This window comes from Pokkaliibacter sp. MBI-7 (assembly GCF_029846635.1).
In the GTDB taxonomy this organism is placed as follows: Bacteria; Pseudomonadota; Gammaproteobacteria; order Pseudomonadales; family Balneatricaceae; genus Pokkaliibacter.
In genome coordinates this window covers 1,687,481-1,700,314 of the sequence record NZ_JARVTG010000002.1, presented here as the reverse complement: position 1 = coordinate 1,700,314, position 12,834 = coordinate 1,687,481, and the positions used below count along the sequence as shown (strand labels likewise).

The following is a 12,834-nucleotide window of genomic DNA, read 5'->3' as shown; positions in this document are numbered from 1 at the left end:
GTCTAGCCTTATCAACAACCGCAGTGGGCACAGCAGCCAGTGCGTGATCTCGCGAGCACGGCTCTGGTGCGGGGCAGTTGGCAAACAAGGAGGGCAGAATGTCTGAGAGCAAAAATCCTTTTCCTGACGCGCAGTTCAAAGGGTATGAATTTTCAGGATGTGACATGAGAGAGTCCTCCTTCAACGGGGTGGATCTCAGTCACTCATCCTATTGGGCTGTGCTGAAGCAGGCCCGATTTGAGGACTGCAATCTGCACGCCTGTGTCTTCACCAATGCCAATCTCGCCAGCAGTACCTTCGAGAACATCAATCTGAGCGATGCCACATTTCACAACATCAATATGTCGGGTGTGTCGCTGCGCAATCTGAACCTGTCCAACGTACAGATTGCTGATGCCAACATGACAGGCATGACGATTAACGGTGTTCTTGTTGCCGATCTCTTTGCTGCCTACGAAAAGGCAGCGAAAAGTGAAGGGTGATGTACGCCAGAGGAGGCTGACGCGATCAGCTGTGCGAATCACTTCGCAGGGTGATCGTGCTGGACATGAGTGACCGTAGCAGGGCGGCCCCCTGCAACAGGTGATAACAGGAGAAGCGGATGAGCCGTCTTACTGCACAGGATTTTCCTCAGGAATTGTTGGAGCTTTACGACTACTACGCTCACGGCAAGATTTCCCGCCGCGAGTTTCTCGACCGCGCCACCCAGTACGCCATCGGTGGCGCTACGGCGGTGTCGCTGCTGGCAACCCTGAGCCCGAACTATGCACTGGCGCAGCAGGTGGAGTTCACCGACCCTGATATTCTGCCGCAGTACATTACCTACTCCTCACCCAACGGCCACGGCGAAGTGAGGGGTTATCTGGTGATGCCAGCCAAACTGACAGGTAAGGTGCCTGCTGTGGTGGTGGTGCATGAAAACCGTGGTCTGAACCCCTATATCGAAGACGTTGCACGACGGGTTGCCAAAGCCGGTTATATAGCGCTGGCGCCCGACGGGCTGAGTTCAGTAGGCGGCTATCCCGGTAATGACGACAAGGGCCGCGAGCTGCAACAGCAGGTTGATCCGACCAAACTGATGAATGACTTCTTCGCCGCCATTGAATTCCTGCTGAAGCATGAGTCCAGTACCGGCAAGGTGGGCATCACTGGTTTCTGCTACGGCGGTGGCGTCGCCAACGCAGCAGCAGTGGCCTATCCGGAGCTGGCTGCTGCGGTGCCATTCTATGGTCGTCAGCCCAAGGCGGAAGATGTGGCGCGTATCAAGGCGCCATTGCTGTTGCACTACGCCGAGCTGGATACTCGCATCAACGAAGGCTGGCCTGCCTATGAGGCTGCCTTGAAGGCAGACGGCAAGGTCTACGAGGCCTATGTCTATCCCAAGGTCAATCATGGCTTTCACAATGATTCCACCCCCCGTTATGACGAGGCTGCGGCCAGGCTGGCGTGGGATAGAACGCTGGAGTGGTTCAAGAAGTATCTGGCCTGACAGACGGTTTAAGACCCGCTGCATGTCAGCTACAGTGCGTTGAAACAGCCGTCAGCGTTGAGTTGATAGCGGGCGTGAGAAAAAGCGGTTACCTGCCAAGGTGGGTGACCGCTTTTTTTATACATGCAGGCAACGTTTCAGCCTGCAGCCAGATAAGGCACGTCAGCGTAAACACACCAGGCCACGCGGTGTCAGCAGGCTGGCCTCAAGATAGGCGGGCTGACCTTCTGGCAGGGCAAGGCACTGAATCGACGCGGGTAACTGTAGCGGGGCAATCTGCTCTGCCAGTTGCTGAGCGAGCGGATGATAGATGCGCAGCGCCTGCAGCTGACAACCCGACGGTGTCAGACGGCTGGCAGGATGAGGTGCGGTATGCCATTCAATCAGGGTCGGTGCCATGCCGGTATAGGGCAGGGTGCCATCCTGACGCAGGGCAAACAGCCAGCGCATGTCTCCCCGGGTCATGGGTTCTGCGCTGTCAAAGAATCCGGGTAGCTGAAGCAGCAGCTCATTGATTACCGAGGTGCGGCACACCCAGGTCGTCAGTCGTGGGGAGTGCATCTGCTCCGCATCATCCATATTGAACCAGCGCGGATAGCCGGGATGAGGTACTTCGGGGTTACAGGCGATGACTTCCAGATAGGCGCCGTTATCCAGCTGCAACAGGGTATTGTGGGTGCCCATCCGCGGGTGCTCGCCACCGGGCTGAGGACGGATACCAAACAGCTGTTCGATATAGTCACTGCCTTCCTGCAGGCTGGGGGCGGTCACGACCAGATGATCAAGTTCACAGTGAAGCGGGGAGGTTGCAGCAGCTGAAGCGCGGGTCATGGGGTCTTCCTGATGCCTGTAGTAGCCTGTCAGCCGGTAGTTGAAAGCAGTTACCGGGCCGCCTGCCTCTGGCAACGTGCCCGGTAACACAGATCGTTTTTCAACTACCTGCTCAGCCAGTTAAAGGGCTTCGAGCTTACCCTGATCCAGCGCCTTGGCATAGGTCATCTTCTCGTCCATGGTGGCCGAACCATTGACCGTGACCATAAAGCGATTGGCGACAATCATCGTGAGCTGTTCATCATTGCCCTGCAGCACCAGGGTTTTACCAATCTTGGTGACTTTGCCCATGGTAGCGGCCATGGCGGGGTTGGCCAGCATCGGCATCCATTGTGCCAGCAGGGGGGAGTCAGCAGTGATCTGCATTTCCACGGTATTGCCGGCGCTGTTGGTGTAGGTGCGGCTGACCTGGATGCCGCCTCCTAACAGTCCCATTGCGGAAGTGCCGTCAGTGCTGGCTGCTTCTGCGGTCCATTCGGCCAGCGGTTCCGGCATCAGGCCGCTGAGCGCGGTGGCACTCTGCTGGGCGATCAGTTGTGAGGCGTAGTCGAGAGCCTGCTTGGCTGCTTTGAGATCGTGCTTGTTGTAAGCGGTGAGACCTTCTTCGATGGAGCTGGAGATATCGTCGGCATGAGCCAGAGGTAACAGGATCAGGCTGAGAAATACACTGCGGGTCAGTAGGGAAGCTTTCATCGGATTCACTCTTGTTCCATGTGAGCGCTTGCTGCGTGAGCGGGAGAGGTGCAGCGCGCTCCATACTGACAATGATGTAAAGAAAATGTAAGCGCGGCGAAGATGAAATTTATGGGGATGGCAGACGCCTTTGATGGCAGTGGGTAATGGACCTGTTGAGCCGTCGTGCTGGCGCTGTAATGCAGAAAAACAAACCCCCCGGCCTGGGCCGGGGGGGTAGTGTCATCAGTACGCTGACGGCTGTTCAGGCCGTCACTGTTCAGGCCGTCACTGCTCAGGCAATCTCTACCAGAATCTCTCCGGGAGTGACGCGGTCGCCTTTCTTGATATAAACCGCTTTCACGGTGCCGGATACGGCAGCCTTGACCTCGGTTTCCATCTTCATAGCTTCGATAACCAGCACGGCGGCGCCTGCCTCAATGCTGTCTCCCTCTTTGACCAGCACATCAACGATGTTACCGGGCATGGAGGTAGTCACGTGACCCTGGCTGGTAGCCTTGCCGCGACCGCCACCACTGCCACCGGTGCTGTATTCACCCTGAGTTTCCAGGAACACTTCTTCCGGCATGCCATCGATGGTCAGGTAGAAGTTGCGATCATGCTCACCTTTAGGACCTGCACCGGTGACCTGAATATCATAGGTCTCGCCATGCAGCGTCACCTTGAAGGCGGTCGGCACAACACCATCGGCACGGGTGTCATTTTTCGGCAGCAGGGGTTCTGGCTGCAGGGTACCGTCGGCACGTTCCTGCAGGTAGGTTTTCGCTACTTCAGGGAACATGGCATAGGTCAGCACATCTTCCTCGTTCAGCGCCAGACTGCCGATCTGCTCACGCAGCTTGTCCAGCTCATCACCCAGCAAGTCGGCGGGGCGGCAATCGATCACTTCTTCGCTGCCGATGGCCTGAGTGCGCACCTTCTCGTTGACCGGAGCTGGCGCCTGACCGTACCAGCCCTGCAGATAGCGCTTCACCTCGTTAGTGATGCTTTCGTAGCGCTTGCCGGTCAGTACGTTAAGTACCGCCTGAGTGCCAACGATCTGCGAGGTGGGAGTGACCAGCGGGGGGAAGCCCAGATCAGCACGCACACGGGGGATTTCGTTGAATACATCCTGAATACGATCCAGAGCACCCTGTTCTTTCAGCTGGTTGGCCAGGTTGGACATCATGCCGCCCGGTACCTGACTGATCAGCACCTGCGAATCCACATCGTTGTATTCGCTTTCAAACTGGTGGTACTTCTTCCGCACTTCACGGAAGTAGTGGCTGATTTCCTGCAGTAGTTTGAGGTCCAGACCGGTTTCATACCCTGCTGCGTGCAGGGAGGCAACCAGTGACTCGGTTGGCGGATGGCTGGTGCCACCGGCGAACGAGGAAATAACGGTATCCACATGGTCACAGCCTTCTTCCACTGCTTTCAGCTGGCACATAGGCGCCATGCCTGAGGTGGAGTGAGAGTGCAGGAACAGCGGTACGCTGAAACGATCTTTCAGTGCCTTGACCAGATCACCGGTCGCTTTGGGGGTCAGCAGACCGGCCATATCCTTGATGGCGATGGAGTCGACGCCCATGGCGATCAGCTCATCAGCCAGCTTTACGTAGGCATCCAGGGTGTGCACCGGGCTGGTGGTGTAGCAGATGGTGCCCTGAGCGTGTTTGCCAGCGGTTTTGGTCGCTTCAATGGCGGTGCGCAGGTTACGCACATCGTTCAGGGCATCGAAAATACGGAATACGTCCATGCCGTTGGCGGCAGCGCGATTGACGAATGCGCGCACCACGTCATCGGAATAATGACGGTAGCCCAGCAGGTTCTGGCCACGCAGCAACATTTGCAGGCGGGTGTTAGGCAGCGCTTCACGCAGTCTGGCCAGACGTTCCCAGGGATCTTCACGCAGGAAGCGTACGCAGGCGTCGAATGTCGCACCACCCCAGACTTCCAGTGACCAGTAACCGGCCTTGTCCAGCTTGCCGCAGATCGGCAGCATGTCTTCAGTACGCATGCGGGTGGCGATCAGGGACTGGTGACCATCGCGCAGCACTACGTCAGTGATATGTACTTTTGCCATGTTTGGCTACTCCTCGAATATGTGTGTCACAGACCCGCTTGCGCGGCGATGGCAGCGGCGATGGCGGCTGCAAGGGCTTCTGGGTGGCGCTTGACTGAGTAATTGATCAGTTCCGGATGGGCCTCGACGAATCCTGTATTGAAGGATCCCTCGCGGAATTCCGGATGCTGAAGAATATTCTGGTAGTACGGAATCGTGGTGGTGATGCCGTAGATACTCATGTCATTCAGCGCGCGTTGTGAGCGGGCAACCAGTTCGTCCCAGCTCAGTGCCCAAACAACCAGCTTGGCACACATGGAGTCGTAATAAGGAGGGATGGTGTATCCCGTATAGATGGCAGCGTCGGTACGTACACCGGGGCCACCCGCGGAGTAGTAACGACTGATACGTCCGAAGCTGGGCAGGAAGCCATTTTTCGGATCTTCAGCATTGATGCGGAACTGAGCAGCAAAACCCCGGTACTGGATGTCTTCCTGCACAAAGGGCAGTTTCTCACCCGCAGCAATGCGAATCTGGGTTTTGACGATATCGATACCGGTGATTTCCTCGGTGATGGTGTGTTCCACCTGTACCCGGGTATTCATCTCCATGAAGTAGAAGTTCTGCTGATCATCCAGCAGGAACTCCACCGTACCGGCGTTTTCGTAGTTGACGGCTTTGGCTGCCTTGACGGCCAGACTACCGACATAGTTGCGCTGTTCGTCATTCAGCTGAGGTGAAGGTGCCAGCTCAATCAGCTTCTGGTTACGGCGCTGGATGGAGCAGTCACGCTCGAACAGGTGCACCGTGTTACCAAAGCTGTCAGCCAGAATCTGCACTTCGATGTGACGTGGATTGACGATGCATTTTTCCAGAAATACTTCTGCACTGCCGAAGGCTTTGGTCGCTTCAGAAATAACCCGGTGGTAGTTCTGGCGCAGTTCCTGTTCGTTGTTACAACGGCGGATACCGCGACCACCACCGCCAGAGGTGGCCTTCAGCATGATGGGATAACCGATGGCAGCGGCCTGCTCGATGGCGTCGTCCAGATCAGCCAGATTGCCATTGCTACCGGGGGTGACGGGGACGCCGGCATTGATCATGCTCTGGCGTGCCATGGTCTTGTCACCCATGGAGTGAATCACGTCTGCATCGGGGCCAATGAAGCGAATGCCACGCTGAGCGCAGATACGCGCCAGTTCGGGGTTTTCAGACAGAAAGCCATAGCCCGGGTGAAGTGCGTCACAACCCGTTTCCACCGCCAGGTTGACGATATGGTGAGGGTTGAGATAGCCCGCCAGCGGATCACTGCCGATGCAATAGGCCTCGTTGGCTTTTTTAACGTGAAGCGAATAACGGTCAGCTTCAGAATATATCGCTACCGCGCGAATGCCCATTTCCTGGCAGGCGCGAACGATACGAACCGCTATTTCTCCTCGGTTTGCTATCAATATCTTTTTAATCACGGTAATCACCTGTGATAGGAATGAGCGAGCAGCCCTAGCAGATTAAGCGAGTGAGCCAATATGGGGAAGGGGGAAGTGCTTATACCTAAGTATAAAATTATGCTGCGCTGCGCAAGGAAATGGCTTCCGGGTTGCAACTAATAGCCGTGGAATTTGCCTTTATTTACCCGTTAATTGGTTGAATTAGCTAATGTGATCACCTTGCCCGGAATAGCAGATGACAGTCCGAACGCACTTCCTGTACTGGCTGGATGCCGCGTATTTCGCGGTACAGTGGTCATGCCGTGGCTCTGTGTTTGCTGTATTTATGGCGGGTAACATTTTGTTTTATAGGATATTTTTGAAATTCTATGGTGGTCAGCGGAAGGGTCGCAGCGTGAACTGTGCTCTACGTCCAAAGTCTAATCAGGAACTGCGAATATTTTGATATGAAATCCGGTTTTATTTGCAACTATTTGCCTGGTAAACAGCAATCTGGTAATTGCGGTTACTTCTTTTAATCATCGGATTGAATTAAGCCTGATGGTAAAAAATAGCAGAAATATCAATCACCTGATTTAAGTTTAATATTCAATTAACCAATAATGAAAATAAGCTGGATTGAGCTATAGCCATCGCTTTCGCGGGAAATAGACGTTTATGGAAAGAAAAGTGGCGTTTTCAGCCAGCACAAGTACGCGCTGAGAAGGTAAGCACAGCAGCACCGCATCGGGGAGAGGGAAGAGTCTGCCTCGCTGCGGTCGCAGGAGGCAGGGGAGGGCATCAGTTCGAGTTCTGCCAGTCAGTCAGCAGGTTGTTGATCTCCTTACCAATGGGCTCAGGAATGTTCTCGATATACATGCTCATCAGGCCGTCTTTGTGATGTACCACATCCATCACAAAGTGACTTTTGTTCTCTGGTGCGAAAGCCTGGATCATTTTGCGGCAGTCAATCAGCAGTGCATCAATGCTGCGGGCCAGGGCTTCGGGAGTGCGCTCGGGAGACAGATCATGGGCCATGCGCTTGATCGCCTGCTTCAGGCGGGGGTTGTCAGGTAAATGGCCCGCCAGAATGGGCATGAACTGAATTTTCCAGCGGTTCTGGTGTTCATAGTCGGGCAGCAACTGTAATTCAAAGTGGGCATCGTCCGGGCTTTCAAAAATGACAGCTTCTTTGCGCCGATCAGTAATCACCCAACGGTTACCCAGCTGCTCATCAATCTGATCGCACAGGGGGAGAAAATCTTGTTTTTCGAACATGGTTACCTCGGTGATTGACGCGAAAGCGGGTGGCCGCTCCACCCGGCTTTTTAATTCGGATCCTGAAGTTTCAATGCCTGGATTTTTATTAAGGTCGCAGTCTTCAGGACGGCACCGCTGGCCGTCTGTAACAGGCAGCATGGTGCAGCGGGTCTGGCAGATTTTATAAGGCGTTCACGTTAACGATGCAAGAGTGTGATGCCAGTAAAGGCTGGGGCTGTATGGATTCAGTTGCGGTAGGACAAGAAAGCCGATAGTCACAGGCTGTTCGTGTAGCGTGGCGCGAAAGGGTCAGTGCGGGTCTTGCTTGCGTCAGTTGATGGTCTGCAGAAACAACAAAGCCAGACAACACAGATTGTCTGGCTTTGTCCTGATAGGCTATCGGACTGTATCAGGCAGTGAAACGCTGCAGTAACTGACGCTGATTACGGGCCAGTTCCAGCATCTGCTGGCTGCTTTGTGCCGTCCGGCCAGCTCCAGTGGCGGTGCGTTCAGCCGCTTCACTGATACTGAGAACGTTATGGCTGATGTCCTGAGTGGTACTGCTCTGCTGCTCGGTCGCACTGGCAATCTGCAAGTTGAGATCACGGATGGTCGCGATGGCCTGATACATCTCTTCCAGAGTCTGCCTCGCGGCGTTGGCGGCCGATGCGCATTCATCTGTCTGACGCTGGCTGCTTTCCATCACCTTGACCACATCGGTAATGCTGCCACGCATCTGTTCGATCATCTGCTGAATTTCACCGGTGGAGGCCTGCGTACGGCTGGCCAGTGTGCGGACCTCATCGGCTACCACCGCAAAGCCACGACCCTGCTCGCCAGCTCGTGCTGCTTCGATGGCTGCATTGAGCGCCAGCAGGTTGGTCTGCCCGGCAATATTGCCAATGGCATCGAGAATACTGCCGATGCTCTGGCTGTACTTATTCAGTTCCTGTGTAACCTTGCTGGCCTGAATCATCTGCTGTACCTGAACATCAATGCTGGTCAGGGTCTGGCTGACACTGTCCTTGACCTTGTCAGTCAGCTGCCCGGCATTATCCACGGACACCAGTGTGTACTGGGCTTGCTCTGCCACACTGTTGACCGTACTTTCCATCTCGGTCATTGCGGTGGCAGTAGAAGTCAGCTGCAGTTTCTGCTGATTGACGGCTGACATGCTTTGGTCGCTGATTTGCGCGTTCTGTTCGGCCATCTCAGCCAGGCGTGACGCTTCCGATGTCATCTCCATAATCAGTTGCTGCAGGGTGGACGTCAGGCCATTGAGGCGTTCGCCCAGCTTGCCGAACTCATCCTTGCGATTAGTATCGAAGCGCGGCCGCAGGTCACCCTCGGTAACTTTGCCCAGAATAGTGCTGAACTCGGCGAGAGGGCGGCGGATGCTGCTGACGACCCACCAGCCGACCAGAATGGCGACCACCAGCGCAATAGCGCTGACTGCGCTGATGATGCCGCGGCTGGCCGTGATAGTGGCATCCGCAGCCTGGGTCGCCTGCAGGGAAGCCTGATCGGCCTGATTGATCAGCTCACGCAGGGTCGACAGGGTTTCGGTCAGCTGGGTATCGGCAGTTTCCAGAGCGCTACGAATATCTTTGCTGAGCTGATCCTGCTGGCGATAAAGGGCAAACAGGCCGGTATCGGAGGTGATGCTGTTCACGATCTGATTGACCAGCACCTTGATCTTGGCGGCCTGTTTGGCATCGGCCTGCTCAAAGTCAGTAAAGCGGTCATTGATGTTCTTGTCCTGCCCTTCCAGGCTTTTGGCCAGCTCGGCAATGTCCAGACTGGTTTCATAACGGGCAAAGAAAGTGGAGGTGCGCGTCAGCTCCTGCAGGAGTGCGTTGGACTGAATCTGTGGGCCGCTGACGCCAAACTGCCGCTCACTTTGCAGGGCGTAGTTGCGCAGAATGTTGCTCAAGCTGGATTCTTTTCGGTCAACCTGCTGTTTTTCGGTGCGCAGCTTTTCTTCCACCAGCAGCTGTTGCTGATGCTGGTCCTGCAGCGTAGTAGCGAGTTTGGCGTATTCCTCGGCCTTGCTGCTGGCTTGTTGCAGCTGATCGCGTATGCCTGAGTCACTGGGCAGATGCTCCTGCAATGCCTGTTGTTCACTGTTGAAGGCGTCTATTTCCTGCTGGAAAGCCTGACGCTGGGCATCCATACGTTCAGGCAGTGAGCTGCGCAGGAAGTACTGCAAAGCGTTCTGTGCGGACAGAATGTGTAGATTCTGCTCATAGCTGCTCTTTAACAGCGGTGTGGTTTCTTCAGTAACAGAGCGCAGTTTGCTGTTGATGGCTCCGGAGCTGTTGAAGCCGGTCAGGCCTATACCTGCAAGAAGCAATAGAAGCAGGGCGAAGCCCAGAATAATACGTTGACTGACATTCAGGCTCATCGTTACCCCTTTGAAGCTGCACGGGCCGTGGTGAGTAGTTGGGTTGATAGTTGTGGAAGGTTAGTTCCTTCGCAAAGTCGATGTATTCATACTAACGCTCAAGGAATGATCAATCTGCTGCAAAACTGCCCTTTGTCTGCCACAGATCGTCGCTATAGCGCCGACTTTTTCGATTAAGCCAAGCAGGAGTCATGCCATGTCTTGAAAAGAGTGGTTTGGCAGGACATCTGGCTGGCTACAACGATATCGGAGGGCCTGTGGCCTGTCAGGTCACAGGTAAGCAGAGAAATATTTCGCCGGGCGCTGCCGTGAAGGTCGTCTTTTGCCCCACGGCAGCTCTTGCGGAGTGGTGGCTATGCCGTCAGACGCTGAAACGTTGCAGCAGCTGGCGTTGATGCCGTGCCATATCCAGCAGGTTGTGACTGCTATCAGCAGTGGAACGCGCGCCATCGGCCGTCTGCTCTGCGGCATTGCTGATCTGGCTGACGTTCTGACTGATCTCCTGCGCTGTGGCACTTTGTTGCTCGGTCGCACTGGCGATGAGAATGTTCATATCACGAATACGTTCGATGGATGCATTCATCTGTTCAAGTGCCTGACCTGCAGAGGCGGCAACACTGACGCAGGATTCTGACTGGCTCTGACTGGTCCCCATGACCCTGACCACTTCACTGATGCGATTTTGCATCTGCTCGATCATATTCTGGATTTCCCCCGTGGACTGCTGGGTGCGGCTGGCCAGAGTACGTACTTCATCGGCAACGACCGCAAAGCCCCGTCCCTGTTCACCGGCGCGAGCAGCCTCAATGGCCGCATTCAGTGCCAGCAGGTTGGTCTGTTCGGCAATGTTGCGAATGGCACTGAGGATGCTGTCGATATTGGCGCTGTAGGTTTTCAGCTCATCGGTAACGGTACTGGCGTGATTGATCTGTGCAGCCTGAGAACGAATGCTGCTGATGGTGTTGTTGACGCTGTCGCGTGCCTGACTGGCCAGACGGCTGCTGTCATCGACCGCATCCATGGTTTCCTGGGCACGATTGGCCACGTCGTGGACGGTACTCTCCATCTCAGTCATTGACGATGCGGCAGACGTCAGCTGCATCTGCTGATCATGGACGGCTGACGTGGTCTGTTCGCTGATGCGGGCATTGCCTTCTGCGGTATCGGCCAGCCTGTCAGCGGAGCTGAGCAGTTCTCCCAGGGTTTGCTGCAGGGTGCCGGTAAGTTCATTGAGACTTTGGCCCAGTTCACCAAATTCATCCTTGCGCCCGGCATCGAAGCGCACCCGCAAATCCCCCTGCGTAATGCGGGTCAGGGTCTGGCGGAAGGCATTGAGAGGCCGACGGATGCTCATGGCCACCCACCAGCCGATCACCAGTGCAGAAGCGATAGCAATAATGCAGACACTGATCAGGATGGTGCTGCTGGTATCGATGGTACGATCAGCCGCTGTGGTCGCCGTGGCGGAGGCATTCACCGCCTGGCTGGCAAACTGATCCAGCGTATCCAGCGTAGTCTGGATGGTCTGCTCAGCCTGACTGATAGCGTCCTGAATCTGATGTTTGAGGCTGTCCTGCGTGACATACAGCTGATACAGGCCATTGGCGTCAGACAGGTTATAGATAGCCTGCTTGATCAGGATCTGCACCTTGAGCGCCTGAGCATTGTCGACACTCTGGAACTCCTGCTCACGTTTCTGGATGGCTTCTACCAGCCCCTGAATACCGTCTGTCAGGCCCTTGATGTCACGGGTGACATCGTAGCGGTCAAACTGGGTCGAGATCTTGTTGACTTCACGCAGCAGGTTATTGGATTGAATCTGTGGCCCGCTGGCACCGTAAGTGCGCTCGGTGCGAATGGCGTAGTTGCGCAGGAAGTTATTCAGACTCTCGTCCTGACGCTTCATCTGCTGATGCTGGGCGCGTACTTTGCTGGACTGCTCAATGTTCTGCTCATGCAGTGCCATCAACTGCTGGGCAATCGTCACATACTGGCTGACAGCATCATGAGATTGCGACAACAGGGCTTCCATGTCCGGGGCATCGACCAGATAGTCGTGCAGCTCGGTGCTGGTGCTCTCGTAACTGGCTATGGCGTTGGTAAAGTTGGTCTTTTCCTGCTCCAGACGCTGCGGGTCCTCACTGGCGAGGAAATACTGCAACGCCTTGTTGGCCAGCAGCAGCTGAATATTCTGGCGATAGGCACCATTGCTCAGTGGCGTGGTTTCATCCGTGATGAGGTGGAGTTTCTGATTGATGGTCTGAGTGCTGATAAAGCCGGTTGAACCGATACCCAGCAGCAGGAGCAACAGTAGGCCAAAGCCTCCAGCAATACGTTGGATGACGTTGAGCGACATGGGATACCTCTGGTTATAAGTATTATCGGTAACAGTCCAGGAGAGCATCACGGTATGTGCCAAGGTACAGAGCGGGTGCTTTGTCAGTCGGTTACTAAGCCGTGGTTATTGTTATCTGGCCTGTCTGTCTCTGATGCATTTTTGAGCATAATCGGGTGGTTCCACCGGTGTTGATATCCCCAGCCAGACTTCATCATGGCAGTCGGTCTGATTCGGAGATCGGTGATGCCTTGCCTGCATCTGCTCATGCCGTCGTGTGGCCAACGGCATCGTGCTGGTTCTGTCGGTCTAAGGCATGTCCCATTCAGCCTGACGAACTTGCTTTTGATA

Annotated in this window: 9 protein-coding genes; 2 read left to right on the top strand and 7 right to left on the bottom strand. The window is 55.2% G+C overall.

Features of this window, described 5'->3' with window-relative positions; genetic code table 11:
- The first annotated feature begins 98 nt into the window (after positions 1-98).
- Positions 99-482, top strand: a complete 384-nt coding sequence (locus QCD60_RS27370; protein ID WP_279790228.1) for a pentapeptide repeat-containing protein — start codon at positions 99-101, stop codon at positions 480-482.
- A 119-nt stretch (positions 483-601) separates the two neighbouring features.
- A complete protein-coding gene (gene yghX / locus QCD60_RS27365; RefSeq protein WP_279790226.1) occupies positions 602-1,489 on the top strand; it encodes a YghX family hydrolase in 888 nt (295 codons plus the stop codon).
- A 162-nt stretch (positions 1,490-1,651) separates the two neighbouring features.
- Here the strand turns inward: yghX and QCD60_RS27360 are convergent, their stop codons facing one another.
- The 7 genes from QCD60_RS27360 to QCD60_RS27330 form a co-directional block, all read right to left on the bottom strand.
- Complete coding sequence (locus QCD60_RS27360; RefSeq protein WP_279790223.1) at positions 1,652-2,320, bottom strand: VOC family protein; 669 nt, start codon at positions 2,318-2,320, stop codon at positions 1,652-1,654.
- Between the two features lie 120 nt (positions 2,321-2,440).
- Entirely contained in the window at positions 2,441-3,013 is a 573-nt protein-coding gene (locus QCD60_RS27355) for a hypothetical protein (protein WP_279790221.1), read from the bottom strand.
- Positions 3,014-3,287: 274 nt separating this feature from the next.
- Positions 3,288-5,078, bottom strand: a complete 1,791-nt coding sequence (gene oadA, locus QCD60_RS27350) for a sodium-extruding oxaloacetate decarboxylase subunit alpha (protein ID WP_104152297.1) — start codon at positions 5,076-5,078, stop codon at positions 3,288-3,290.
- 26 nt (positions 5,079-5,104) lie between these two features.
- Entirely contained in the window at positions 5,105-6,523 is a 1,419-nt protein-coding gene (locus QCD60_RS27345) for an acetyl-CoA carboxylase biotin carboxylase subunit (protein ID WP_104152296.1), read from the bottom strand.
- Between the two features lie 762 nt (positions 6,524-7,285).
- Positions 7,286-7,762 (bottom strand): hypothetical protein, encoded by a 477-nt coding sequence (locus tag QCD60_RS27340; RefSeq protein ID WP_279790217.1) that lies wholly within the window; start codon positions 7,760-7,762, stop codon positions 7,286-7,288.
- Positions 7,763-8,153: 391 nt separating this feature from the next.
- Positions 8,154-10,148, bottom strand: coding sequence for a methyl-accepting chemotaxis protein (locus tag QCD60_RS27335; RefSeq protein WP_279790215.1), 1,995 nt, complete (start codon positions 10,146-10,148; stop codon positions 8,154-8,156).
- Between the two features lie 361 nt (positions 10,149-10,509).
- A complete protein-coding gene (locus QCD60_RS27330) occupies positions 10,510-12,504 on the bottom strand; it encodes a methyl-accepting chemotaxis protein (RefSeq protein WP_279790213.1) in 1,995 nt (664 codons plus the stop codon).
- Positions 12,505-12,834 lie beyond the last annotated feature (330 nt).